This window comes from Undibacterium sp. CCC3.4, from assembly GCF_034347425.1.
Classification (GTDB): domain Bacteria; phylum Pseudomonadota; class Gammaproteobacteria; order Burkholderiales; family Burkholderiaceae_D; genus Undibacterium.
This window is the reverse complement of sequence record NZ_CP133779.1, coordinates 1,029,457-1,055,903: the sequence shown is the minus strand read 5'-3', so window position 1 is coordinate 1,055,903 and position 26,447 is coordinate 1,029,457. Positions and strand designations below refer to the sequence as shown.

Genomic DNA, 26,447 nt, shown 5'->3' with positions numbered 1-26,447 from the left:
TCGCTCCCGGACCCGACGGCCGCATGGAAATGGCGTTGCAGGCTGCGCTGGCTCAGGCAGACTTATTGCTCCATCGAGTCTACACTGTGGCTTGGGCCGGGTGTGCGCGCAGCCAAGAGCAGTACCAAGCCACCCGTTGTAAGCGTGTGAGCGACACCGCCGTCTTGGTCTGCGATCGTGCCTTGCGAGTAAATACTAAGATCCTAACGAGCGGAGCGGATATCGAGTTAAAATGATGCATCGGAAACAATGGACGGAATTTACTTCCGTCCATTGTTTTTTGTTATTCGGCCGCGTCGGTACGATGATTGAATCAACCAAAAAGAGTGAGGACTTACATGCTCAGTGCGAACGGTTTGACTTGCCTGCGCGGAAAACGGCAACTGTTCAGCGGTTTGAGTTTGGCGCTGGTGCCCGGCGAATGGCTGCATATTCGCGGTGATAACGGTGCAGGTAAAACCAGTTTGTTACGCATGTTGGCCGGCTTGAGCGAGCCAACTGCCGGCAGCGTTGCTTGGGATGGCCGCGATATCGCGACTTGTCCGGAAGAATTTCATCGCCACTTGCTGTTCCTCGGTCATCATGAAGCGCTCAAGGATGAATTGAGTGCACTGGAAAACCTGCTGCTGGCGGCCGCCTTGGATGGCCAGGCGCTGGGTGCGGTGGAAGTGTGCGCCGCCTTGGCGCGCTTCGGCTTGCGCGGGCGTGAACAACTGCCGGTTGGCTGTCTGTCGGCCGGACAAAAGCGCCGCGTGTTATTGGCCCGGCTGTTGACGCGCCATGCCACGCTGTGGATACTCGATGAGCCGTTCACCGCACTCGATGTGGCGGCCGTGGCAGCCTTGTCGGAATTGATTACCCAGCACTTGAGCAGCGCTGGCATGGTGATCATGACCAGCCATCAAGCCATCGGCTTGGCGGCGGGAAAGGTGCTGCAACTATGACGGCTTTTCTCACCGCGATCCGGCGCGACTTGTTGTTGGTCATGCGTCGCAAAAGTGAAACCCTGACTGCTTTGTTCTTCTTTGTGGTGGTCACCAGCCTGTTCCCGTTAGCTATCGGTGCCGACCCGGCCTTGCTGAGGAAAATCGCACCTGGCATCATCTGGGTTGCGGCATTGCTGTCGGCAATACTCGGTTTGCATAAAATGTTTGCGGCAGATTATGCCGACGGCACCTTGGAACAAATGGTGCTCTCTCCCAGCCCCTTGTTTGTGCTGGTCGGCGGTAAAATCGTCGCGCACTGGCTGGTGGCCGGTTTGCCGCTGGTCTTGCTGGCACCGTTGATGGCCTTGCAGTTTGATGTCAGCGCGGCCGATTTGCCGGTTTTGCTGTTGTCGCTGTTAATCGGCACACCGGTGCTGTCGCTGATCGGTGCCATCGGTGCTGCGCTCACGCTGGGGGTGCGTGGCGGTGGTGCCTTACTCAGTTTGCTGGTGCTGCCTTTGTATATACCGGTGTTGATTTTCGGTGCTGGTGCGGTGAGTGCGCACAGTGCCGGACTCGCTGTCAGCGGTCATTTTTCAGTATTGGGCGCGCTGCTGGCCTTGACATTATTTTGTGCGCCATGGGCGACCACCGCAGCCATAAGGATAGCGACAGAATGAACAATAAATTTTTCAATTGGTTTACATTTTCCAGTCCGGCATATTTTTTCGACTTAGCCGGAAAATTCATCCCTTGGTTCTGGGGCTTGGCCGCGCTGTTCGCGCTGGCCGGCTTGTGGCTGAGTTTTTTTGTCGCTCCGGTCGACGCCGTACAGGGTAACGGCTATCGCATTATCTTCATTCATGTGCCAGCTTCCTGGATGTCGATGTTCATCTATCTGGTGATGGCCGCCTGGGCTGCCGTCGGCCTGATTTTCAATACTCGCTTGTCGGCCATGATGGCACAGGCGCTGGCACCGACCGGTGCTTTGATGACTGTGCTGTCGCTGTGGACCGGGGCTTTCTGGGGCAAACCGATGTGGGGTGCCTGGTGGATCTGGGATGCACGGCTGACTTCGGAATTGATTCTGCTGTTTCTTTACCTCGGCTTTATCGCCTTGCAAGCGGCGATTGATGACGCGCGCCGCGCCGATAAGGCTGGTGCTATTTTGGCACTGGTCGGGGTAGTCAATGTGCCGGTCATTTACTTTTCTGTCATATGGTGGAATACCCTGCACCAAGGAGCCTCGGTGTCGCTGAGTAAGGCACCGGCCATGGCCAACACCATGCTGCTGGCGATGCTGCTGATGGCGCTGTGCCTGTGGATGTACACGATTGCGGTGTCGCTGATGCGGGTGCGTGCGATTATTCTGGAGCGCGAAGGCGAAGCCGACTGGCTGCGCCAAACACTGGGAGCAAAATCATGATCTGGCATTCGCTGGCCGAATTTTTCGCCATGGGCGGTTATGCCCTGTATGTCTGGAGCAGTTTCGGCATGGCTGTGCTGCTGCTGGTGCTGGAACCTTGCTTGCTGCGACGTCGCTATACCGCGGCAGCGCTGCGCTTGGAACATGAATGGATGGCTCAACACTCTAGCGAGGAAATGAAGTGAAACCGAGAACCAAACGCAGCCTCATCATCGCTGCCGGATTGTTATGCTTGGGCGTGGCGGCGACGCTGATCCTCAATGCGCTCAACAGTAATATCGCTCTTTATATCACCCCGAGTGAGGTAATTGCAGGCCAGGCACCGAGTGGAAAAGCGTTTCGCATCGGCGGTCTGGTCAAACAAGGCTCGCTCACACGTGAGGAACTGGTGGCGCATTTTGTCGTGACTGACTTACGCAGCGATATAGCCGTCGCCTATACCGGTATTTTGCCGGATCTGTTTAAAGAAGGTAAGGGCGCGGTGGTACAGGGTAGGCTAGAGCGTGACGGTAGTTTTGTCGCCAGCGAAGTGTTGGCCAAACATGATGAAAACTATATGCCTCCAGCCGCTAAAAAAGCCTTGGAACAAGCCGGACAACCGGCAGATAAGCTCAAGCCGTGAGCCCTGAAACGGCGTGTTTTTCTTATATCGCGGCGCTCAGCTCCCAGCATCGGCTTAGTGCTGCGCACTGGCTCCCAGCGGCTTTGCCGGCTCACCGGGGTGATCCCGGTCGGGCCGCTTCCATGGGTCGATATGAGTCATCAGGTTAAGCACGCGGTGATGCTGCATCACGCGCAGACGGGCGGCCACCGCGATATCGTGCCCGGCTTCGACGGTAATGAGGGCATTGACTTCAATATGCGCATCAACCACGATCATATCGCCCATTTTACGGGTATTGACGTCATGTACGTCGATCACGCCCGGGGTTTGCGCCAAGGTGGCACGGATCGCCGCGACCTCTTCTTCGTCGGCGGCACGGTCCATCAAATCATTGAGGGCATCCCAGCCGAATTGCCAACCCATTTTAGCGACCATGAAACCGACGATGGCTGCGGCGATCGGGTCGAGCAGGGGATAGCCAGCCAAGTTACCGATAATGCCGAGCGCTACCACCAACGAGGAGGCGGCATCGGAACGGGCGTGCCAAGCATTGGCCACCAGCATGCTCGATTTGACTTTTTCTGCCACTGCCAACATGTAGCGGAACAATAATTCTTTAGCAACCAAGGCGACGCCGGCTACCCATAAGGCCAGTACATGGACTTGCGCGATGGTTTCCGGCGCTTCGAGTTTTTTGAAGGCAGCCCACAACATGCCGCAACCCACCGCCAACAGTAACAGTCCGAGTGCCAGCGAGGCACCGGTTTCAAAACGATGGTGGCCATAAGGATGCTCGGTGTCGGCATCTTTTTGGCTGTGTCGATTGGCGAACAGCACGACAAAGTCGGCCACCAAATCTGACAAGGAATGTACACCGTCGGCAATCAAACCTTGCGATTTACTGAAAATACCGGCGCAAATTTGCGCCACCGTCAATACCAGGTTGACCGCGACGCTGACCCAAGTGCTGCGGGCCGTCGCTGCCGTACGGGCGGCGGTACTGTATTGCGGATCATCGTGTTCGTTGGCGATATCGTTATTGAGCATCATGGAGGGGAGCTAAAGTGTGGAGTCAGGAAGTAGCAAAGCAGACTATTCGTGGCACTATTGTACGGGGCATGGCATATTGATGCACTGCATGATTGCAAACAATTTTTTTGATCGTGGTCTCTATGATAAAACTTGCACGCGCCAGCGTCAGCACTTTTTGTGCTTCAATTTTGCTGTTGATGGTGCTGGTGGGGGCACGCAGCAGTGCCGCCGCCACGCTGGAACTGCAACTGCATGGTGGCACGCACACGCTGAGCGATGCGCAATTGCGCGCCATGCCAGGCTGGCAGACCATCGTCATCGACACCGATCCAGCCTATCACGGCCGCCACAGCTATCAAGCCTTACCGCTCAAAGTCTTGTTGCCGGCTTTGCCGGCGCAAGGAAATCTGTTGTTTACGGCAAACGATGGGTTCGTCGCAACCATCCCGAATGCCAGCTTTCTCGGTAAGGCGCAAGCTTGGCTGGCGCTGGAGAACCCGGCCGCACCGTGGCCAGCACTCGCCGCAGGCAAGCCCAGTGCCGGGCCCCTGTATTTGATTTGGACCGATACCGCCGGGGCGCATATTTCCAGCGAACAGTGGCCGTATCAAATCGCAAAAATAGCAGAAACGCAAGCCTTGGAGCAGCGCTACCCGCAATTGCAAGTGCATGCCGATGCCGCGGAACAGGGAGGTGCACTGCGCGGCTTACAAGTATTTGCTAAGAATTGCGCCACCTGCCATAGTTTGAATGGCGGCGGCGATGCGCATATCGGGCCAGATTTGAATCTGCCCTACAGTCCGACCGAGTATTTTGAGGCCGGCATGCTGCGTCGTTTGATTCGTCAGCCGGCGGCAGTGCGCAGCTGGGCGCAATCGAGCATGCCCGGTTTTTCGGTCGAGATCATCAGCGCTCAGGAGCTCGACGATTTGCTGTTATATTTGCGCCAAATGGCGCGTCAACGTCAGCCTTGAAACAGACGCTAGCGCTCCGGCTTACCGCGACTCATCACGATCACGCATACGGCCGACACCAGCATGAGCAGCAAACTGATGGCATTGACCACTGGCGTAGCCCCTTCCTTCATGCGCCCGTAGATCATTACGGTGAGCGGTGCATCGCTACCGGTCAGCATGTAGGTGGTGTTGAAATTCTCGAACGATAACAGAAACGCCATGATGGCGGCACCGGCCAAGGCTGGTCGCAAATACGGCAGCAAAATGGTGAAAAAGATGGCGCTGCGACTGGCACCGAGATTCTGCGCCGCTTCTTCCAAGCTGATATCAAAACGTTTGAGGCGCGCGCTGATCGTTAACGTGGCAATCGAGGCGATGTACGACACTTGACCTAATGTGACCAGTACCAAGCCAGGTCGTAGAAAATCAAGTTCCAGACCGAGATAGTCGTCGGCAAACTGGGCTAATTGGCTCATCAGGGCGAGAATCGAAATGCCGAGTATCACACCCGGTATCACCAAGGGTAGTAACATCGCCAGTGCCAGCGCTGGCTGGCCGCGAAAGCGAAAGCGCTCGAGCAAAAAGGCATTGCCGGTGCCGAGCACAAGACTGATCAGACTGACTGCGCAAGCGACTTGCACACTGTAACGCAAGCTGGTGAGCAGTTCGGTATCGAAAAACACGCCGGTGCGCTCGTGTTGGCCATCGGCGAAAAACCAATCCCAAGTCCAACCATGCCATGGTGGCATCGGGTAGGCGGCATCGTTGAAGGCAAACATGACCACCACAGTCAGCGGTAAAAACAGAAATAACAGAAACGCCGCCAGATAAATACGACGGGCGCTGCGTAGCGCGAGCGATTGTGGAATGCTGTTGATCATGTGCGCCTCATGACATCGGCAAATGATTGGCCGCTCAATTTCAAACCACAAAATACCAGCAGAGTGGAGAGAGCCAGCAACAGGAAGGCAAATGCTGCCCCTTGTTCCCAATTAAACCGCGTGATGAATTGGGTATAAATTTGTTCGGTGAACCACATGGAATTTTTTCCTCCCAATAACACCGGCGTGAGGTAATTGCCTAGCGTGAGCATGAATACCATGATGGTGCCGGCAGCTATGCCTGGTGCCGCATGGGGAATGATAATCTCACGCAAGATATTGAAGCCTTGGCCACCGAGGTCATAGGCGGCTTCGATCAGGCTGTCGTCTAAGGTTTCGAGTGCGTTGATCAGTGGTATGAGCATGAACAGCAGCGAGGAATACACGAGTCCGAGCAGGATGGCACCGTCGTTGTAAAGCAATTCGACCGGGCTAGTGGTGAGGCCGCATGCTTGCAGCAATTGCGGCAGCACCCCGTTAGCGCGCAGCAGTATCATCCAGCCCAAGGTTCTGACCATTTCGCTGATCCAAAACGGCATGAGGACGAGTGCAAACAAGCAGACTTTGCTACGACCGCGGGCAATTTTTGCGATATGCCAGGCCACCGGAAATGCCAGCACCAAGGACAGCGCCGTCGCACTGAGTGAGAGTACGGCGGTACGCACGAAGGTGTGCCAGTACAGCGGCTCATTGAAAAAGGTCGCGTATTGGCTTAGGCCGTAGGTATATTGTTGTGGCGCGACGCGTATTCGCAAAGAGAGGATGAGCATTTCCAGATGCGGCACGATGATCAAGCCACCGAGCCAGATCAACGCCGGTGCCAGCAACAGCCACAAGAACAGCGCGTTAGGCAGGCGTTTCATGGCGCGGACTCAGCCGCAAAGGCCAGCACGTGGGCGGCAGCGATGGCCAGATGAACCGCTTGACCGGCTTGTAAATCGGCCAGCATGCCGTTTTGTGGCAGCGCGACTTGCAAGCTCAGTGCACTGTCGGCCAAGCCGACCACGACGCTGGAATTGGCACCATCAAACAGTAGATGACGTACGCTGCCCTGTAAGTGATTGGCATACTGCTGAGGCGGATGTGGGCTGCGTGCGATGGCAATACTCTCTGGTCGTATAAATAATTGCAAGTCTTGGCCGGCGCTCAGTTGTTGCTGTGATTCGGCATGCAAGTCATGCGAGCCATCCAGCGCCACCTGTACGCTGCGCTGCTCGACCGCTACCGCCCGCGCAGTGAGCTGATTGGCATTGCCGACGAAGCCGGCGACGAAACTTGTTTGTGGCCGGTAATATAAATCCTGCGGGGTGCCGATTTGTTCAAAGCGCCCGTGGTTCATCACCGCCACCAAGTCTGACATCACCAAGGCTTCGGACTGATCGTGGGTGATATACAAAAACGTGGTACCGATTTGGGTTTGTAATTGCTTGAGTTCGAGTTTCATTTGCTCGCGCAATTTCATGTCGAGTGCCCCGAGCGGTTCATCGAGTAACAGCAGCGCCGGTTCCAGCACTAAGGCGCGGGCAATGGCGACGCGTTGCTTTTGTCCGCCCGACATTTGCTCGATGCGTTTGCCACCGGCATCGGGCAAGCCTACCCGGCGCAGCATATCGGCGACGCGGTGCGCGATGTCGGCTTTTTTATCGCCGCGTCGCTGTAAGCCATAGGCGACATTTTCCGCCACCGACATCATCGGAAACAAGGCCAAATGTTGAAACACCATATTCACCGGCCGTCGATTGGCCGGCACCTGATGCATGCTTTTCCCAGCGACGACAATGTCGCCGGCATCGGGCTCGATGAAACCGGCCACCATGCGCAGCAACGTGGTTTTGCCACAGCCGGAAGGGCCGAGTATGGAGCAGAACTGGCCTTTCGGAATTTGCAGCGAGATAGCGTCAACGGCAGTAAAAATTTTTCCGTTTTGTTGGTAACGTTTCGATACGGCTTGAATATCGAGGTCGATGGTGGCGTGATCAGTAGGATTCATAACATCATGGCAGGGGAATGGGGCGCAGCGGCGCACGGGCCGCTGCCTGTCGGTACGCCATCAGCGAGCGCAAACAAGTCAAGGCGCGGCTTTGATCTTGTCGAGAATTTTTCCATCGAGCTCTTCCAAACCGGCCGGAATCGCCGGATACCAATGAATATTTTTTAAAGCAGCAGCAGAAAACGTTTCTTGGAATTGTTGCTGCATTTTGGGGGCCATGAATTTCTCTGCCTGCTTAATCACCGTAAACGTACGCGCTGAAGTAGCCATGCGTCCGGCGATCTCGGGACGCGTCACAAAATTAATCCAGGCATACGCGGCAGTATCGTTTTTTCCTTTGGCCGGTAAGGCATAGGCATCGATCCAACCGAGCGCACCGGAGCGCGGGGCGATGAATTTGAGATGCGGGTTTTCACTGTTCAATTTCCAGCCACCGCTATCCCACATTTGTGCCGCTACCAGCTCGCCGGTGCGCAAATCATTCAATAATTGGTCTTTGCTTTCCCAAAAATATTTGTAATTCTTTTTGCAGGCGATGAGCTTGTCACCGGCTTGTTGCATGATCTGTTCATAGAGTTTGGGCGTAGCGTAAGCCTTGAACGGGTCGAGCCCCATGGAAAAAGCCATGGCGATCAGGCTGGGGCGCTTGAGCCGTATCGCCACTTTACCGCGAACAGCAGGCTTACATAAATCACTGTAGTCGGCAATGTCTGCGCTCGCTACCACCAAGCCATCGGTGCCCCAATAAAACGGTACGCCATAGGTTTTGCCATTGACTGTGGTGACTTGCTTACTGCTTTCCCACATCTCAGGAATGAAATTCGCTGTGTTGATTTTGCTTAAGTCGATCGCTTTGTAAATGCCGAATTCCACCGCCGGTGCGGCGATACGGTCTTGACTAGGTTGCACCAAATCAAACCCAGCACCACCGGTGGCGCGTAATTTGGAAATCATTTCTTCATTGTTCGACAAGGTCAATTCAACCGTGATGCCGGTTTCTTTGGTGAATTGAGCCGCGACATCTTTCGGCACATAATCGGCCCAAGTCAGGATACGCAACTTATCGTTCGCCATCGACAGGGTCGGCAAGCAAGTTAACAGCAAGCCGACACAGCTCAGCCGCAAAGACAACAGGGGAAATTTTTTCATCAGATTAACCGGTATGTGATTTCAAGCAACCTTCGATGGTTTCACGTCCTTGTGACAAGCGCATGACAGTGTGCGTGTCACCGCTTCATCTTGCCACAGGATGGTCTGAGATGCAAAAGGCCGCGACAGCTTGGCAGCTTGTCGCGGCTTCATGCTAAGGCAAAAAACTTATATTTTTGCGCTGAAGGTAATGAAGAATTGACGCGGTGCGCCAGTCAACAAAGTTTGTGCCGTACCAGTTGGGTCTTTGGCAGAAAAGCCATTCGAACCGATGGTGCTGATGTAGTTTTTGTTGAGCAGATTTTCCACATTGAGTTGGATGGAAACATCTTTCAAACCACCGAGCGATGCTTGTTTGTAACCGGTAGACAGGTTCACGATGACATACGAAGGAACTTGCGCATCATTGGTGTAGGTATAAAAACGCTTGTCCGTGAACTTGGCACCGGTGCGGGCGAACCATGTGTTGGTATCGTACGACAGTTCAGTTTTGAGCATGAACTTAGGCGCATCGACGACTTGTTTGCCAGCGATGTTGACTACCACATTATTGTCGATGTAATTCGACTTGTATTGGGCATCGTTATACGTAGCCGAATTGAACCATGTCCAATTTTTAACCGGTGTCCATGATAAAGCTGCCTCGGCACCTTTGGAATCGACTTCACCGACGTTGGCAAACAAGCTAGGACAGCCTTGAATGCCGGCGCAAGGTGGGGCGATCGACAGCAAACGGTCGTTGAATTTGGTGAAGTACAAAGCGACTGAACCAACCAAGTCAGCCGTTTTGAAACGGTAACCGCTGTCGAAGGTGGTCGAGGTTTCCGGTTTCAAATTAGCCGAACTGAGATTGAACGACGCTTGAGTTTGCGAAAACGGACCATCGACACCCGGTTGGAAGGCGCGCATATTTTGCGATACGCTGGCAAACAATTCATTGTTTTTGCTCAGAGCATAATTGACCCCGATCTGCGGCAAGAAACTCTTGTCGGCTTTGATTTCGCCAGCGGCACGGCTGCCGACGATGCTGATGGCGTCGACCGTTACATGCGGTGATTTGAAACCGTAATTGAGCTTGAGTTTGTTATCGGCAAAACTCATTGTGTCTTGGGCATAGAATTGCGTGGTCTTGGTCGCGAAATTCTGTTTGAAGCCGGTGCTGGTCGGATTGCTCAAGAATACATTGGTATCTTGTGGGCCGCTGGCGTTATAGAAATTACGTGTCAATGAATGCAGGCTGCTTTCTACCCAGAAACCGGCATTAACGGTATGGCCAGTCAATTCCAGCGTCAAGTCAGACAAGACGCCATTGCGGCTGATACCGTATTCGGAAGTACGGATGGCGATAGGTACACCATTGGTAGAAGCCGTGTATGGTGTGTACCAGTGACCTTGGCCTTCATCGCTATGGTGATAGACCGTGGTTTTCAGATCGACCATGCTGCCGAAATTGCTGTTTAGGGTAGCGCCCAGCAAGGAATCGCGACGCAAACCGCTGCCTTGGTAGTAGGCATCATCCAAACTGTTGACACCGCCGGTGAAGATGCCGCGGGCCGCATTGACTGCGCGCTGCCAGTCTGGTGCATAGTTATCCCAGTTACTGCCAAGACGTTTGATCATGTCGAGCGACATATCTTGGTAATCGATTTCTTTGCGATCGGAATAATTGAAAAACGCGCTCAATTTGTGATCGTTACCCAATTGTTGTACGAACTTGGAATTGAATTGGTCCTGATTTTGCGCGCCAGTTCCTTTCCATTTTTCCGAGCGTTGACGCGTGACACTCAAATCTGCTTTGCTGCCATTGCCGAACAAACCGGTATCGAGGCGGGCAAAGGTGCGCGAAGTGCTGTTGCTGCCCAGAGTCTGTGCGCCGCTAATAGTGAATACATCGGCCGGTGCCGAGGAATAAAACTGTACTGTGCCGCCAAGATTGCTGGTCGAGGCCGTGCCGACGTCGCCCGAACCTTGCGAGAGAGTGACGTGGCCGATGTTTTCCGATGAAATCGCGCGGCTGATATGCAGGCCGTTATTGTTACCGTAGCTCATGTCGCCCAGCGGTACTTCATCGAGTGTGAAACCCATGTGGTTTTGATTGAAACCACGGGCGGAAAAACGGGTCGACCATTCATAGGTGCCGAAGGGGTCGGCCGATTGAAAGCTCACACCTGGCATTTTTTCCAGAGTTTTCAATGGGCTGCTGCCTGGAACGACTTTGATCAAATCGTCTTTGCTGACATCTTGCACTTGACGCGATTTACCTTCAGCAGAAACGGTAACCGTCGCGGTATCGGACGGCACTTGCTGGGCCAGGGCAGTACCAGCGAAGGCGTGCATTAAAACGAGGTAAATCGGGGTGTATCGAAATTGGGCGTTCACAACAGTTTTCCTTGAGATAGAGACCATGAAAAAAATTCGGTTCGAATTGACGTGCAGAGCGCTGCCCGCAAGGATACCGAGCGGGAGAACAGAGCGGATCTGCTGGACGGGGCGAACTCTAACAAGCGTATGTGACTGAAACATGACTTCAATAGCAACAGTGCAGCAGTGTTGTATCGTGCATCTTGCGCGCGTCATGTCATTGCCTTGAAATAATAATCGGGCATCGTGAGGCGCGTGTGCTCGCGCGTGATTGGTTTCCTCACGCGATGAAAAATTTTGCATTGACACGTGAAAAACAAGCCGCTTACAATTCGCTCCTTATCTTTTTTTCAGGAATGGCCGTGGACTGCAGCAGTTGGATTTTACAAATCAGCGGATGGACTTACATCGCGCCTCGCTGTCTTCGTCACGCTTGATTCTCGCGCGCTGGCCAAGCCAGCGTTCGCCGCCGTAGCGCGCTCCTCATCGAGTGCTCCATCCGAAAATTTTTTCATATGCGCGCGTTGCACTGGCTTCGTGTCGCCGATTTTTTCGGGAAACAACAAGATGGAAATCGATGTCTTTACCCTCAGAGTGCTGCTGGCACTCGCTTTAGGCGCTGTCATCGGCGCTGAACGTCAAATGCGCCAACGTATGGCTGGTTTACGTACTAATGCACTGGTGGCGGCTGGTGCGAGTTTATTCGTGGCCGTGGCCGGCGACAACGCCGAAGGGCAGGCCCGTATTGCCGCCCAAGTGGTGTCCGGTATAGGTTTTCTAGGCGCCGGTGTGATTATGCGAGAAGGATTGAATGTTCGCGGTCTCAATACCGCCGCCACGCTCTGGTGTTCGGCCGCCATCGGTGTACTGGCCGGGTTGGGGCACAGTCTGGCCGCTACGGCAGGCGCGGCGGCGATACTCGGCGCGAATTTGTTATTGCGCAGTATCGGTCAACAAATCAACAAGCAAAGCATGGACAGTGCGACCGAAGTCGAACAAATGTACCGGCTCTCGATTGTGTGTCGCAATGATGATGAAGTCCATGTACGCACACTGATGTTGCACATGCTTAATGGTATGCCGCAGTTGATGATACAGTCGCTGCACAGTGAAGACACGGCCATGAGTGGGCAACTCGAGGTACGCGCCGACCTCATTGCCTCGCCGAATAACTTGTTACAGCTCGAGCAGATTGTCAGCCGCATCAGCTTGGAAAAAGGGGTCAGCGCAGCGCGCTGGGCCGTGCTGCATAGAGTCGAAGAATGAATTACCGAATTCCTTATTTTACAAAAGAGCAGGCATCATGATCAAATACACTCGTCCCATTTCCTTGTTGTACTCGGCGGCCTTGTGCGCCTTGTTGGTGTCGCCGGCACCAGCGGCTGAATTGACTGAGCCAGTCGACCGCGGCACGCCAAGCCCGGCACAAACCAGCGCCGTTTACGGCCAGCTCACCAACATCACTCAGCGTCATGCCAGCTTCACCGCACCCTATAGCGGCACCAACAGCATGGCAGCGAGCGGCCGCACCGAAGAAACCACTGATATCACCTTGTTTGCCGGGCTACGTCTGGGTGCGCAAACTGAGCTGTGGATCAACCCGGAAATTGATCAGGGCTTTGGCATCAGCAATACCTTGGGCGCGGCCGGCTATCCGAGTGGCGGCGCGTATAAGCTCGGTGCCAACGCGCCGTATGTGCGCTTGCCGCGCTTGTTCGTGCGTCATGTGATAGGACTTTCTGAGAACAGCGAAGCCGTGGTGGCGGCGGCCAACCAATTAGCTGGCAGCCGCAGCGTCGATAACCTGACGCTGACCATCGGTAAGTTTGCTGTGGTCGATATTTTCGATGCCAACAGCTATGCGCATGATCCGCGTACTGACTTTCTCAATTGGTCCATCATCGAAGCCGGTGCGTTTGATTACGCTGCCGATGTCTGGGGGTATACCAATGGGGCCGTGGCCGAATGGAATCGCGGTGAGCGCACGCTGCGTGGTGGCGTGTTCCAATTGTCGCCGGAACCGAACAGTAAAATCACCAGCGTCAAAACCAGCCAGTATTCGCTGGTAGTGGAAGCGGAACAGCGTCTGGATTGGAACAGTCACCCAGGTAAAGTGAAACTCTTGGCCTTCATGAATCGCGCCAATATGAGCAGTTACCAAGCCGCCCTCGCGGCTGCGGCCCTCAACGGCGGCCCACCCGATGTCAGCACCACGCGCCGCTTTGGCAGTAACACCGGCTGGTCGCTCAATGCCGAGCAAGAATTGGCCGCCGATGTAGGCGTGTTCGCGCGTTTCAGTATGAATCGCGGCGTGCAAGAAGCTTACGAGTTCACCGACATCAACCGTTCACTCTCGTTCGGTGCCGCCATCAAAGGTGACCGTTGGGGCCGCCATGATGACACCATAGGCGTGGCAACGGCGATCAATGCCTTGTCGGCCGATGCCAAAGCTTACTTTGCTGCCGGTGGTCTCGGGGTTTTGATTGGGGATGGTCGTCTGAATTACGGCAATGAGACTGTTCTTGAAGCCTACTATTCTTTGAAATTACACCGCCAATTGGCCTTGAGTTTTGACATTCAACGCATCAGTAACCCAGCCTACAATCGCGACCGTGGACCGGTTTCAACCTATGCGCTGCGTTTGCATGGCGAGTTTTAACAATTGGGCAGCGCGGCCAGTGCGGCTTAGCCCATTGCTTGCAACACGATGCTTTTCAGGGCAAAAACGGATGAAAAAATTCAATGCCATTTCGGCCAAGATGTGCTAAATTTTTACGTATTGGTCTACTTTTTAGCTTGTGGCGACGATTGCTCCTGAATTTGCGCTTCCTTGGTGAGGAAGGAAATGCCAGTCATATTTCGTTATAAGGGATTTCGCTTCTTCTTTTACTCTAACGAGAGCCTGTGCATGTTCGCGGTGCTGATGGCGAAGCGAAGTTCTGTCTGTACCCAAGCGTTCACTTGAGCCGGAGCGATGGTTTTGATTCCCGAACCTTGCGCGAACTGGCAGATGTTGTTGAACAAAACACCGCCTTTATCGGATTTGCGCGTAAAACCCCGTCGTTCAGAGGCTGTCGCAAAAGGGTAGTGAGTCGGTATCATTACCCTGACTGGTGGCCACGTCATTCCTGCGCGCTTTTGGCAGGAACCCAGCGGCGTTCGTGGTTAACTGAAAATGCCAGAAATTGTGGCATTTTCAGTGAAAAAAACGACGCTGGGTTCCCGCCAAAAGCATGCGGGAATGACGAGGTATGCGGTGTTTCAGGTTTAAAAAACGTCCATCAGGCTTTTGCGACAGCCTCTTCAGGGCGGGGATGTAAGCGCGGACGGCGAAGCCGTCCTTACACCTGCCCTTGACTTTAATGCGGCGTCCGCTGCTGCTCAATGTACTTGCGAATAACTGCGATCGGAGCGCCGCCGCAGCTTCCGGCAAAGTAGCTGGGCGACCACAAAGCGCCGCCCCATAGTCTCTTCTTGATGCTGGGATCATTCTTCTTCCTGATAAGTAGGCTCGATATTCCCTTGAGACTGTTCACCAGTTTCGACACGGCCACTTTCGGAGGATAGTTCACCAGCAAGTGTACGTGGTCATCCTCGCCGTCGAACTCTACCAGTTCCGCTTCGAAGTCAACGCAGACACTGGCGAATATCGGGCGCAGGTCGTCAAGAATCTCTTTTGTAAACACTCCGCGACGGTATTTTGTCACGAAGACCAGATGGACATGCATCATGAACATGCAATGCCTGCCAGTTCTAATATCGTTGTTTTCATCGATCATAGACCAGAGTATGATTGAATCATGCAACGACTTCAAGCCTTTAAATTCGAATTGATGCCAAACGGCGAACAACAGCGCGACATGCGCCGTTTCGCCGGATCGTGTCGGTTCGTCTATAACAAGGCGCTGGCGATGTAAAAAGAAAATCACGAAGCAGGAAACAAGTTCATTGGCTATGTGCCAATGGCGGCTAATCTGCCGATTTGGAAGCGGGAAGCTGGAACGGAATGGCTCAAAGAAACACCATCCCAGGCACTGCAACATGCCTTGAAGGACTTGGAGAAAGCGTACAAGAATTTCTTCGCCAAACGCGCCGACTTTCCGCGCTTCAAGCGAAAAGGCAGCGGCGACAGCTTCCGCTATCCTGAGCCGAAACAGATCAAGCTCGATCAGGACAATAGCCGCATTCTCTTGCCGAAACTCGGTTGGTTGCGCTATCGAAACAGCCGGGACGTGCTGGGCGAGGTGCGCAACGCCACCGTGAGCCAGTCGGGCGGCAAGTGGTTCGTGTCGATTCAAACCGAGCGGGAAATTCTTCAACCTTTGCCGACAGCCACAAACGCCATTGGCATTGATGTTGGCATTGCCAGGTTCGCCACCATGAGCGACGAAAACTATATCGCGCCGCTCAATAGTTTCAAGAAGCATCAGCAGCGCGTGGCTCGTTACCAGCGCCGCATGAGCCGCAAGCTCAAATTCAGCAACAACTGGAAAAAGGCGAAAGCTAAAGTTCAAAAGATTCACGCCGGCATCGCTCATGCCCGGAAAGACTTCCTGCACAAAACCACAACGACGATCAGCCAAAACCACGCGCTCGTCTGCATTGAGGATTTGCAGGTACGGAACATGTCCAAGTCATCGAAGGGAAACAGCGAACAGCACGGCAAGATGGTGAAACAGAAGTCCGGCCTGAACCGCGCCATCCTCGACCAGGGCTGGGGCGAATTCAGGCGGCAGCTCGACTACAAGGTCGCGTGGAACGGCGGCATTCTGCTAGCCGTGCCGCCGCACCATACCAGTCAGACATGCCCGTGCTGCGGCCATGTCTCGAAAGACAATCGGCAAACACAAGCGAAATTCTTGTGCGTCGATTGCGGTTACGAAAATCACGCCGATGTCGTTGGCGCGATCAATGTGTTAGAGCGGGGATACCGCTTGTTAGCCTGTGGAGAGATGGTGCAGTCAGGCCGCTCGAAGAAGCAGGAACCCACCGAAGCGACTCGCAAATCATCGCGCAGCGCCGTAGGAATCCCCGTCCTTTAGAGGCTGTCGCAAAAGGGTATTGAGTCGGTATCATTACCCTAACTGGTGGCCACGTCATTCCTGCGCGCTTTTGGCAGGAACCCAGCGGCGTTCGTGGTTAACTGAAAATGCCAGAAATTGTGGCATTTTCAGTGTAAAAAACGACGCTGGGTTCCCGCCAAAAGCATGCGGGAATGACGCGGTATGCGGTGTTTCAGGTGTAAAAAACGTCCATCAGGCTTTTGCGACAGCCTCTTTAGGGCGGGGAGGATGTCAACGGATGGCCGCACACTAGGCATTCCCTTAGTGTGGTTTCCCAGATTGCTGCATGCCAAACCGGAGCAGCTGCAACATTATGAGCTATCGATTAATGGTATTCATTGGGACGAGCTGGACGAAGACATTGCGGTGGCGGGTCTTCTGGCTGGTCGCGGCGATGCTAGTAGTCTGTCGGACTTGGGAGTAATCGGCGGCAAAATCGCCTGAGCGGTCCATATTTCGTCTATTTTTTTTCAATACGCCAGGGAAGCGCAGATTTAATCCAAGTGGTTTGCCCGCCGCCACTGAGGCGCACTTGCGTCGCCCTAGTGGCCTGACCAAGATTGCGGCTTAGCTTGTGGCTTAAGGCGGTCCGAATTGACGCGTCACGAAATTGTTGCGGCAAAAAAGTGATCGATTCCATGCTTCTCCAGCGGCACCATACGATCCAGGTATTTGACTAAAATTCGATAGGTATCGCGATCGAGGCGCGGCTTGCCGTTGCTGAGCAGTTCGGACAGTTCGGCACTGTTGCCGGCGCGGCCGAGATAACACCAAGCTTCGATCACATGATAGATCTTGCCTTCTTTAAGCAGGGCCGGGCCGGCGAAGGGCCAAGCCTTGAGTTTCATCTCATTGAGCGCATCGATCAGGCGTAAATTATGCTGTAGCGGCGATTCTTTGCCGCAGCAAGCGCCCTTGCATTGTTTGAGTTGATAGGCGAAGCAGGGTTTGCCAGCGCCGCCCGATTCCAAACCCAGGGTGGCCGCACACAATTGAAATTGTCGCACTGCTTGCATGAGAAATTCGCGCGCGCTCGCGCCGCTTTTGAACAGTCCGTATAACTGTTCCTGGCGACCGAGATCGAGGTCGCGCGCATACGCCAATTGCGGCTGCAATAAGCCGCTGCCGGTATCGACCAAACGCCAGGAACAAAATTCCGAATTGCGCCGCAACTGACGGTTGAGGGTAGGCTGGCGTTCTTTGATCAGGCGTGCCTCGGTGATCAAGGCATCGATTTCACCTTCACATTCCAGCCATTCGATGTCACGAATTTGCTGCGAAATATTGAGTTCTTTGGCCAGCGCATGGTCGGAGGAGAAATGCGACAACACGCGCTGACGGACGGTATTACTTTTGCCTATGTAGAGTGGCAGCTGGTTTTCACCGAAAAACAAGTAGACGCCGTGCCCTTTCGGTAATTCATCGATTAAATGTGGATCCAATTGTGACGGCAAACTGCTGCGCGAGGTCAGTTGCTTGACAATTGCCTGTAATTCCTCAGCCGGCATGGTTTCTTCCAGCCGCCGCCAGAATTGGTACACCGCTTCGGCATCGGTGAGGGCGCGATGGCGTTGGCCGTCTACCTCTAACTGGTGGCGTTCCATCAGGCTGTCGAGATTATGTTTGGGGAATTGCGGAAACAATAAGCGCGATAATTTCAAACTGCATAGCACGGTGGCGCGAAACGGCAGACCGACGCGTTTGAATTCATTTTTCAAAAAACTGTAATCGAAGCGCGCATTGTGCGCGACCAAGACATGGCCTTGCAGCCGCTGCAAGATCTCTGCTGCCAGTGTGGCGAACTGAGGCTCGGCCACCACCATATCGGCAGTAATGCCGGTCAATTGTTCGACGAAGGCGGGAATACTGCATTCCGGATTGAGCAACTGACTCCAGCGCTGCACCTGTTCGCCGTCGAAACTGACGATGGCGATTTCGAGAATGCGATCGCGAGTGGCGATGGTGCCGGTGGTTTCGAGATCAAGAAAGGCGAGCGGACTGGCGAGTAAGGTCAAAATAAGCACTCAAGCTGAAAAGGTGAGGTATTGTAACGTGCGGTCAGCTTATCCGTCGCGACGATCCTTGTTTGAGCGCTGTCTGCAGCTTGTTTGATCTAGTCGAGCGCGGCCCGGCGTGGTCCATGTTACAAGCATGCTGACTGTTACTCTTACTTTCATGAGCATGCCATGTTGACATTACAATTGAGCGATCTCACGCTCGAAGAATTTCTTGCCGATTACTGGCAGCAAAAACCGGTTTTGCTGCGTCAGGGTTTTCCGTATTTTCACGATTTGTTGCGGCCCGATGAATTGGCCGGTTTGGCCTGCGAGGAGCAAATCAGCTCGCGTTTGATTTATAAAAAAGATCAGCAATGGCAAGCCGAAACCGGGCCGTTCGATAATTACGGCAAGCTTGGCCATAAAGATTGGACACTGGTGGTGCAGGCGGTTGATCATTGGTCGCCCGAAGTGGCACGCCTGGTTGACGCATTTTCCTTCCTTCCGACATGGCGGCTCGATGATGTGATGATCAGTTACGCCACCCCAGGTGGTGGCGTGGGGCCGCACATCGATCTGTATGATGTCTTCATTTGTCAGGGCTCGGGCCGCCGCCGTTGGCGCGTTGGTGCACGCGGTCCGCACCGCCAGTTCGCCGCCCATCCGGCTTTGTGGCATACCGAAGCGTTTGATGCCCTCATCGATGTCGAGGTCAGCAGTGGCGATATTCTGTATATTCCGCCGGGCTTCCCGCACGAAGGCGTGAGCTTGGAAAATTCCATGAGTTTTTCGGTCGGTTTTCGCAGCAAATCGGCGCGTGATATGCTCAGCGGTTTGGCCGATTACCTGATCGATGAAGAGCTCGGTGAGGCGCTCATCAGTGATCCGGGACGGCCGTTGCAGACTTATCCGGCGCAGATCAGTCGGGCTGATGTGGCGGCGCTGCGTGCGCAAATGCAGGCCGTGCTTGATGATGACGCTTTGGTCGCTGATTTTATTGCTGGTTTCTTGTCAAAAACGCGTAATGAACTCGATTTGCAAGAACTCGAAGAGCCCTTGGAATCAGCGCAATTGGCACAGCAGTTGCAGCAGTTCGGTTTGGTGCGTACCGGTGGGTTGCGGTGTTTCTATGTTGACGAGGGCTGGCGCGACGGGGTTTGTCATGTTGATGGCCAGCGTAGGACTTTCGGTGCCGCGTCAGCGTCAGTGGTGCGCGTTTTGTGTGACCAGAAACGCCCCGATAGCGCCGTACTCAGCGCCGCGCTCGAAGATGCCGATTTTGCTGCGGCCTTGTTGGCTTGGGTGAATCAGGGTTATTGGTATTTCGACGAGTAAGGTGCATCGCGGGGAAACAGAAAGCGCGCCGTGGCGCGCTTTCTGTTTTTCAGGCGGTTCAATCAGACCGGCAGGGCGATCTGATGATCGGTGCTGAACTGGTAATCGCGGAATACATGTTCGGCGCTCAGTAATTGATAGCTGCCATCGGCATTCTTGTGGCTGGTGTCCTTGAGACGATAGGTCAGTTGACCGCAAGTCCAGCAATTAAAATTGCGCATGTGGGTGCACAGGCAAGTCTTATCCATGACCACGACTTTTTTCGCTTCCGGATGGGCCGCTACTTCGCGGTTGTAGGAAGTGATGTAGGCGCAGTTGCCGTTACCATCGAGCAGATAACCATACGATTCGCAGCCAGGACGCACGCCGTCGCCAATGGCCGGAGTGCTTTTCAACATGCGCATCGGGTAGCCGGTTGGCGAGATGTTGTTGACGATGATGTCGTCTTCGCTGGCCTTGAAATATTCTTGTTTCACCGAGGCTGGCAAACCGCATTCGTCCGTGACCGTGAAACGCGTCGCCACCTGTACGCCGGCAGCGCCGTTTTCGAGGAAGGCGACGGCATCGCTGCCAGTGAAAATGCCACCGGCCGCAATCACCGGGATAGCCAGGTTTTCCGCCTGCAGATAGGTGACGACTTCGGTGACGATGGTTTGCAAATCATACTCGGCCCAATCGGGACCGAAACCGAGATGGCCGCCGGCCAGCGGACCTTCGACCACGATGTAATCGGGGAAGCGGTTGAGCTTGGCGTTTTTGCGCAGAAATAATTGCAGTGCGCGTACCGAGGAGACGATGATGCCGAGTTTGGCGTCACGAAAGCGCGCATGCTCGGCCATGAGGCCGAAGGAACCGAGATGCAAACCGGCGCTCAAGGTGATGCCGTCAATGCCGGCATCGAGCGACGATTCCAAGCGCACCTTGAGGGTTTCGCGTGGACCATTCATCGTCAACTTTTCCATGCAGTTGACAAAAATCATGCCGCTGCCTTGTTTGGCTTCCATGGTTTTGCCAACATGCAGGCGCGTCGCTTCTGCCAAGTGCTCGAGATTGAACTTGATCTCGGTCTTGTCAGTGTTGTTGATATTGTATTTGTAGAATTTGGTTTTTTCTTTGATGTAGCTGGTGTCGAAGCGACGATCGGAGACATCGTGCACCATCGCATCGGAAATATGGCCGATGCCACCGAGACGCGCTGCCACCAGCGCCAGTTCGGCGGTGGAAATGTCGACGCCCATCCCGCCTATCATGATAGGTACCAATTCATCTTTGCCTAATTTCAGGCGAAAATCATCTACTCGTTTCATTGCTGTCCTTGACACATTGAGCTTTAAGTTCACACCCAGACTGAGTGAAGCCGTCATTCAGAATGGCGGCGCCCCAGATTGTAAGCCAGCCTAGGAGTGTGCTGTGAATAATTTAGCAGGCGTTTTTGGTAAACTTGGCAGTGTTGGGCGGTGAGAATATTTCTCGGTAAAACAGTGCCAAAATATTATTAATTGTGAAGTAGCCGGCAACAGAGCGACGAAGCACGGTAAATAGTCATATTTAGAGTGTTTCACCTAATTTTTATTCTGATTTTACCAGCACTGCCGCCTTGGTGCTCGCCTTCAACGATTTTTTTGCCTCTGAATTTTTCTTACCTACGCTTGATCATCGTCAAACTGCCGCAGCGCTAGCGCTCCTGCACGATACCCTGCGCGGCAGGAAAAGACATCACGAAAACATTACCAGCGCCATTTTTTCCAGGCTTTTTGTTGTTCCGGTGTCAAAAAAGTCCAAGCCAAGAAGCGACTTTGTTTTTGCCCCTGTTGCATGCTGATTTCGCGTTGTTCCGTCACCTTGAGGCGTTTGAGCGTCGCTTTCAGGACCGCCAGGTTGCTTGCCTTCGACACCAGGGTAGTGAACCAGAAGCACTGGCCGCGTAAGGTCGCGCTCTCGTTCATCATGGTTTGAATGAAGCCGACTTCGCCGCCCGGACACCAGAGTTCGGCATCCTGCCCGCCGAAGTTGAGCCGTGGGCCAGCCGCTGGCAGCGCGTTGTTTTTCCCTAGTTGCTGCCATTTGCGCGCCGAGCCGGCGGCCGCTTCCGCTGCTGAGGCATGAAATGGCGGATTGCACATGGTCAGATCGAACCAGTCATCGGCCCCGATGATCTGCTGCAGAATCGCCGTTGGTGTGGTTTGCCGCCGCAATTCTATTTGTGCCGCCAGCTTGGGGTTGGCCTGTAAGATGTGCTGCACATTATCGAGTGAGGTTTGGTTGATATCGCTGGCGACAAATTGCCAGCCATAGCTGGTCGCACCGAGTAAGGGATAGACGCCGCTGGCACCGGTGCCGATATCGAGCACGCGAATGCCGGCCGCTTTCGGCAAGCGACCGAGGTGGCAACTGCTGAGCAGATCGGCCAGATAGTGCAAGTAATCAGCGCGTCCGGGAATGGCTGGGCACAAATGCTGCGCTGGCAGCTCCCAATCTTGAATGCCATAGTCGCTCAATAACAGGGCACGGTTGAGTGCCTTGACGGCGGCGGCATCGGCAAAGTCTATGCTGTGTTGGCCGTGCGGATTGCGGATCACAAATTCAGTCAGGCGCGCATCGTCTTGCATGAGGCGGACGAAATCATAGTGAGCTTGATGGCGATTGCGCGGGTGCAGCTGGTTTTCTGACATGATTCTCAATCTTAAGGAGTCGGCGCGCGTCAACAGCGACGCGCCCTCCCGTATTGTAAGCCGGGATGGTAACGGGCAGGGCTGCGGCGAACATTAGAGGGCTCACCCTAATTAATTTTCTCTTGCCTTCTTTTCATCATTGCGTCACAAACCCTTGCCACACTCTAGTCGGTCTGGATCGGCTGTCAGTTCACGGCCCTCCCATTTTCAAACAATTGAAACAGGAAAGTCATGAAACTTCATACGATCGCCATCGCTTGCGCGATGACTGTGTTGGCCAGTGCTTGCGGCAGCAGCCCTTCATTTTTCAGCGCCGCCGCCGCGCCGACTTACAGTGTGAGCGGTGTCGCTTCGACCGGCATCGCCTTGGCCGGCGTTACTATCAGTGCCACCGATGTCAGCGGCGCCGTTACCAGCTCGAGCTTGACCGATGCGAGTGGTCATTACACGCTCAAGCTCAGCGGTCCTGGTCCTTTCCTGCTGACCACGCCGATCAATGATAGCGATGGCACGCCGGTATTGTTGTCATCGGTACTGGTGCCGGCCGCAGCGGTGCCGGGCCAAGCCTATGTGGTGCAAGCCAATCTCAATCCCCTCACTTCCTTGATCTCGCAACGCGTGCTCGGTGCCGTGCCGACCGTTGCGACCAGCACGGCCAGTGTGGTGGCCGGCTTGACGGCAGCGAAACTCGCAGCGGCTCAACAAGATATCGCCACGCTGTTTCAGAATGTTTATACTGCAATGGCGATTCCTGCCAGCGAAACTGCCGACCCGATTGCCAGTACCAGTTATCAGGCCGGTGCGGCCGATCCGCTCGATAATCTGTTCAATTTGGCGCGCTTTAATCTGCACAACGGCCAAGTCAGCATCGGTACCGATGCCAATCGCGCGCTCGTCAGTGTGCCGGTCAGCGGCGCGGTCGCCAGCGCGGTACCGGCCACGGCCGTCACTTCCTTGCTCGCATTGAGCAAGAGCGCGACGACCACGCCGATTACCAATATCATCGTCATCGTCGGTGAAAATCAAACCTTCGACGGCGTATTCGGTGCCTACGCTGCACCGAGCGGTCAGACGATTAAAAATCTGTTATCGCAGGGCATCATCAATGCCGACGGCACGCCTGGTCCGAATTTTAAATTGGCCTTGCAAAATCAGGGTGGCAATCAAGCTGCTTACAATGTCACGCCGGTGCGTGGGGCTGCTTACGCCACTTTACCTCAACCTATGCAGATCGGTGAAGTGACCGCGAGCTTGCAAACTCTGGGCGGTACGCCTGATCCGGCATTTCCGGCTACCTTAGCACCGGGTCCGTTTCAGATCACTAAATATGTACCCTACAGCGTGTCGATCGCCAATCCCATCGGTACCACCACGGGTGATCCGGTGCATCGTTTCTTCCAAATGTGGCAGCAAACCGGCGGCGACAATGCCAAGCTCGATATGTACACTTGGATCGCCGCTTCGGTCGGCCAGGGCGGCGATACCACCGGCATCACCCCGGCCAACCCTTCCCAGGGTGGTGAATTGATGGGGTTTTTCAACATGAGTACCGGTGATGCACCGTATTTCAAAACACTGGCGCAAACCTATGCGATGAGTGATAACTATCACCAATCGATACTCGGTGGTACCGGTGCCAATTTCTTTGCCATTGCCACGGCTGACGTCCCTTACTTCAATACGGCCGGCGTGCCTGCGGTGCCGCCGGCGAACCAAATTGAAAATCCGAATCCTTTGGCTGGCACGGCCAACTTCTATACGCGCGACGGTTACAGCGGCGGTTCTTACGTCAATTGTTCCGACTCTACCCAGCCGGGTGTGGCACCGATTTTAGCGGTCTTGGCCAGCAAAAAAGTGGCGAGTAACTGCGATGCCGGTAAATATTACCTGGTCAATAACTACGGCCCCGGCTACGATATGAACGGTAATTTGCAGCCTATCGGCCCAAATAATTACAACTACCCACCGCAAACCGTGCCGACCATTGCCGAAGCCTTGGCCAATAAAGGCGTGTCGTGGAAATGGTATACCGGCGCGCGCGAATTGGCCGACGTCGCCACCGACGCCGCCGCATTCCATGTGCCGGCTGCGTATGCACAAGCGATTCAATACAATGCGATTGGTGATCCCTTGGTGGCATCGAGCAAAGTCATGACGACACCGGCGCTCAAAGCCGGCTTGGTTGGTTTGACCAGCTTTTTTGCCGATGTAAAGAACGGCACCTTGCCGGCGGTCTCTTTTGTGGTACCGAAAAATCTCGACAGTGGTCATCCTGGGTATTCGGTGGCGGCCAAGTATGAGTATTTCTTGCAAAATCTGATTGGCCAGGTTCAGGCCAATCCGAGCTTGTGGGCACATACTGCCATCATCGTCATGACGGATGAAGGTGGCGGCCATTTTGACACTGGTCCGATCCAAAACATCGATTTCTTTGGCGATGGCCCGCGCATTCCCTTCTTGGTGGTGTCACCGTATGCACGCACGAACTTCATCGATCATACCTATCATGATCACTCGTCGGTCTTGAAATTCATTGAGCGTAACTGGAAGTTGCCGCCTTTGTCGGCACGCAGCCGCGACAATCGTCCTAACCCTATCAATACGGCGGCAGATTTGTATCGTCCGGTGAATCAGTCGGCGCTTGGCGATTTGACCAGTATGTTCAATTTCTGATTACGTAGTACGAGTGAAAACGGGGCTGCTTTGGCGGCGCCGTTTTTTTTTGTTTTTACATTCCTCATTTTTCCGGTTTTTATGCGTCTGTCATCGTCCTTCTCTTTGCTGCTCGTGGTATTGCTGACAGCTTGTTCCAAAGCCGATCCGGTGGTGCCGGCTGCGCCAACTGCATCGGCTGCGCCGGTCGCCGTCAAAGCCAGTCCGGCGGCGTGGCTGCGCTATCCCGAACCGAACATTCCCTTGAGTGCCGCCGCTACATTGGGCAAGCAATTGTTTTTCGATGTAGGCCTGTCGGCATCGGGGAAAATGTCTTGTGCCAGTTGTCATAGTCCGGAGCATGCCTATGCGGCGCCAAATCAGTTGGCCATGCAGTTGGGTGGCCGCGATATGCAGCAAAGCGGAACGCGTACCGTGCCATCCTTGCGCTATCTCGATTACACGCCAAAATTTACGCGGCACTTCTATCAACCCTCGGCCGAAGGTGTAGAAGATGAAGGGCCGACCGGCGGTTTTACGCACGACGGTGCGCTCGACAGCCGCGCCGCGCAGGCGGCGGTGCCTTTGTTGGCAGCGCATGAAATGGCCAATCTCGATGCGGCCGGCTTTGTGCAAAGTCTGCGCCACAGCAGTTCAGCGAGTGCCTTCATCCAGCTCTACGGTGCCGCCACATTGGAACAGCCGCAGCAAGCTTTGGCGCAGGCCGGTTTGGCCTTGGAAGCGTTTCAGACTGAGGATTTCAGCTTTCATCCCTATCGCAGTAAATTCGATGCTGTCGTGGCAGGCAAACAGACATTGAGCGATTCCGAAGCGCGTGGCTTTATCGTGTTTCACGATGCCGCGAAAGGCAATTGTGCCAAGTGCCACAGCGACCGCGTTGGGGCTGGTGGGCGGCCGGCGCAATTTACTGATTTTGCCTTTGCCGCGCTCGGCGTGCCGCGCAATGCGGCGATACCGGCGAATAAAAATCCGGCATATTTTGATCTCGGCTTGTGCGGCCCGTATCGCCACGATCTCAAGGCCGAGTCGGAATACTGTGGCATGTTTAAAACCCCGACGCTGCGCAATGTCGCTACGCGTCAGGTGTTTTTTCATAATGGGGTATTTCATAGCCTCGATGAAGTCGTGCATTTTTATGCCGAGCGCGACCGACACCCGGAAAAATGGTATGCCAAGCGCGCCGGAAAAGTGCTGCGCTATGATGATTTGCCGGCGCGCTTACGCGGTAATGTCAATCATGTCGATGAACCGTTCAAAGCTTCATCTGCCAGCCATATGAGCGAGGCCGAGATGCAGGATTTGATCGCTTTTTTGAAAACTCTTAACGACGAATGAAAGCGCATACGAATTCGTCGTGCTGGTTCGGCCAATTAGCCATGCTA

Annotated in this window: 22 protein-coding genes and 1 pseudogene; 13 read left to right on the top strand and 10 right to left on the bottom strand. The window is 54.4% G+C overall.

The features are described from left to right. Positions 1–338 precede the first annotated feature (338 nt). From ccmA to ccmE, 5 genes are read left to right on the top strand one after another with little or no spacing between them, the layout of a single operon-like run. Complete coding sequence (ccmA, locus tag RHM61_RS04840) at positions 339–944, top strand: cytochrome c biogenesis heme-transporting ATPase CcmA (RefSeq protein WP_322250013.1); 606 nt, start codon at positions 339–341, stop codon at positions 942–944. Next, positions 941–1,606: a heme exporter protein CcmB gene (gene ccmB / locus RHM61_RS04835; RefSeq protein WP_322250012.1), complete on the top strand. Its 666-nt coding sequence runs from the start codon at positions 941–943 to the stop codon at positions 1,604–1,606. Before ccmA ends, ccmB begins: the two co-directional genes overlap by 4 nt. Further along, positions 1,603–2,352 (top strand): heme ABC transporter permease CcmC, encoded by a 750-nt coding sequence (gene ccmC, locus RHM61_RS04830; RefSeq protein ID WP_322250011.1) that lies wholly within the window; start codon positions 1,603–1,605, stop codon positions 2,350–2,352. The genes ccmB and ccmC overlap by 4 nt, the downstream gene beginning before the upstream one ends. Then, entirely contained in the window at positions 2,349–2,537 is a 189-nt protein-coding gene (gene ccmD, locus RHM61_RS04825) for a heme exporter protein CcmD (protein ID WP_322250010.1), read from the top strand. Before ccmC ends, ccmD begins: the two co-directional genes overlap by 4 nt. Then, complete coding sequence (ccmE, locus tag RHM61_RS04820) at positions 2,534–2,974, top strand: cytochrome c maturation protein CcmE (RefSeq protein WP_322250009.1); 441 nt, start codon at positions 2,534–2,536, stop codon at positions 2,972–2,974. Before ccmD ends, ccmE begins: the two co-directional genes overlap by 4 nt. 54 nt (positions 2,975–3,028) lie before the next feature. Here the strand turns inward: ccmE and RHM61_RS04815 are convergent, their stop codons facing one another. Beyond that, a complete protein-coding gene (locus tag RHM61_RS04815) occupies positions 3,029–4,003 on the bottom strand; it encodes a cation diffusion facilitator family transporter (protein WP_322251040.1) in 975 nt (324 codons plus the stop codon). 125 nt (positions 4,004–4,128) lie between these two features. Between RHM61_RS04815 and RHM61_RS04810 the strand changes: the two genes are divergently transcribed. Beyond that, a complete protein-coding gene (locus RHM61_RS04810) occupies positions 4,129–4,962 on the top strand; it encodes a cytochrome c (RefSeq protein WP_322250008.1) in 834 nt (277 codons plus the stop codon). A gap of 8 nt (positions 4,963–4,970) precedes the next feature. Here RHM61_RS04810 and RHM61_RS04805 read toward each other — a convergent pair whose 3' ends face one another. The 5 genes from RHM61_RS04805 to RHM61_RS04785 form a co-directional block, all read right to left on the bottom strand. Then, a complete protein-coding gene (locus RHM61_RS04805; RefSeq protein ID WP_322250007.1) occupies positions 4,971–5,825 on the bottom strand; it encodes an ABC transporter permease in 855 nt (284 codons plus the stop codon). Continuing rightward, a complete protein-coding gene (locus RHM61_RS04800) occupies positions 5,822–6,688 on the bottom strand; it encodes an ABC transporter permease (RefSeq protein ID WP_322250006.1) in 867 nt (288 codons plus the stop codon). Before RHM61_RS04800 ends, RHM61_RS04805 begins: the two co-directional genes overlap by 4 nt. Next, positions 6,685–7,815 carry an ABC transporter ATP-binding protein gene (locus RHM61_RS04795; protein ID WP_322250005.1) on the bottom strand — a complete coding sequence of 377 codons (1,131 nt, stop codon included), beginning with the start codon at positions 7,813–7,815 and terminating at the stop codon, positions 6,685–6,687. The genes RHM61_RS04800 and RHM61_RS04795 overlap by 4 nt, the downstream gene beginning before the upstream one ends. 78 nt (positions 7,816–7,893) lie before the next feature. Then, positions 7,894–8,964 (bottom strand): extracellular solute-binding protein, encoded by a 1,071-nt coding sequence (locus tag RHM61_RS04790; RefSeq protein WP_322250004.1) that lies wholly within the window; start codon positions 8,962–8,964, stop codon positions 7,894–7,896. A gap of 168 nt (positions 8,965–9,132) precedes the next feature. After that, positions 9,133–11,343 (bottom strand): TonB-dependent receptor, encoded by a 2,211-nt coding sequence (locus RHM61_RS04785; RefSeq protein WP_322250003.1) that lies wholly within the window; start codon positions 11,341–11,343, stop codon positions 9,133–9,135. Between the two features lie 549 nt (positions 11,344–11,892). Between RHM61_RS04785 and RHM61_RS04780 the strand changes: the two genes are divergently transcribed. Together RHM61_RS04780 and RHM61_RS04775 are read left to right on the top strand one after the other, a co-directional pair. Next, a complete protein-coding gene (locus RHM61_RS04780; RefSeq protein ID WP_322250002.1) occupies positions 11,893–12,591 on the top strand; it encodes an MgtC/SapB family protein in 699 nt (232 codons plus the stop codon). A 37-nt stretch (positions 12,592–12,628) separates the two neighbouring features. Then, on the top strand, positions 12,629–13,984 hold the full coding sequence (locus RHM61_RS04775; protein WP_322250001.1) for a carbohydrate porin: 1,356 nt from the start codon (positions 12,629–12,631) through the stop codon (positions 13,982–13,984). 700 nt (positions 13,985–14,684) lie between these two features. Here RHM61_RS04775 and tnpA read toward each other — a convergent pair. After that, positions 14,685–15,101 (bottom strand): IS200/IS605 family transposase, encoded by a 417-nt coding sequence (tnpA, locus tag RHM61_RS04770; protein WP_322251039.1) that lies wholly within the window; start codon positions 15,099–15,101, stop codon positions 14,685–14,687. 24 nt (positions 15,102–15,125) lie between these two features. Here tnpA and RHM61_RS04765 point away from each other — a divergent pair. Further along, a pseudogene (locus tag RHM61_RS04765) lies at positions 15,126–16,367 on the top strand (RNA-guided endonuclease InsQ/TnpB family protein). Between the two features lie 249 nt (positions 16,368–16,616). Further along, positions 16,617–16,832, top strand: a complete 216-nt coding sequence (locus RHM61_RS04760; RefSeq protein ID WP_322250000.1) for a DUF2442 domain-containing protein — start codon at positions 16,617–16,619, stop codon at positions 16,830–16,832. 158 nt (positions 16,833–16,990) lie between these two features. Here RHM61_RS04760 and RHM61_RS04755 read toward each other — a convergent pair whose 3' ends face one another. After that, positions 16,991–18,403: a 3'-5' exonuclease family protein gene (locus RHM61_RS04755; protein ID WP_322249999.1), complete on the bottom strand. Its 1,413-nt coding sequence runs from the start codon at positions 18,401–18,403 to the stop codon at positions 16,991–16,993. 171 nt (positions 18,404–18,574) lie between these two features. On the opposite strand from RHM61_RS04755, the gene RHM61_RS04750 reads away from it, so the two are divergent. After that, positions 18,575–19,720 (top strand): cupin domain-containing protein, encoded by a 1,146-nt coding sequence (locus tag RHM61_RS04750; RefSeq protein ID WP_322249998.1) that lies wholly within the window; start codon positions 18,575–18,577, stop codon positions 19,718–19,720. 62 nt (positions 19,721–19,782) lie between these two features. Here RHM61_RS04750 and RHM61_RS04745 read toward each other — a convergent pair whose 3' ends face one another. Together RHM61_RS04745 and rlmF are read right to left on the bottom strand one after the other, a co-directional pair. Next, positions 19,783–21,027 (bottom strand): nitronate monooxygenase, encoded by a 1,245-nt coding sequence (locus tag RHM61_RS04745; RefSeq protein WP_322249997.1) that lies wholly within the window; start codon positions 21,025–21,027, stop codon positions 19,783–19,785. 420 nt (positions 21,028–21,447) lie between these two features. Further along, positions 21,448–22,392: a 23S rRNA (adenine(1618)-N(6))-methyltransferase RlmF gene (gene rlmF, locus RHM61_RS04740; protein WP_322249996.1), complete on the bottom strand. Its 945-nt coding sequence runs from the start codon at positions 22,390–22,392 to the stop codon at positions 21,448–21,450. 231 nt (positions 22,393–22,623) lie between these two features. Between rlmF and RHM61_RS04735 the strand changes: the two genes are divergently transcribed. Together RHM61_RS04735 and RHM61_RS04730 are read left to right on the top strand one after the other, a co-directional pair. Continuing rightward, positions 22,624–25,065, top strand: a complete 2,442-nt coding sequence (locus tag RHM61_RS04735) for an alkaline phosphatase family protein (RefSeq protein ID WP_322249995.1) — start codon at positions 22,624–22,626, stop codon at positions 25,063–25,065. A gap of 81 nt (positions 25,066–25,146) precedes the next feature. Further along, the gene (locus tag RHM61_RS04730; RefSeq protein WP_322249994.1) at positions 25,147–26,400 is read left to right on the top strand and encodes a cytochrome-c peroxidase; all 1,254 of its coding nucleotides are present in this window, start codon (positions 25,147–25,149) and stop codon (positions 26,398–26,400) included. Positions 26,401–26,447: the final 47 nt, after the last annotated feature.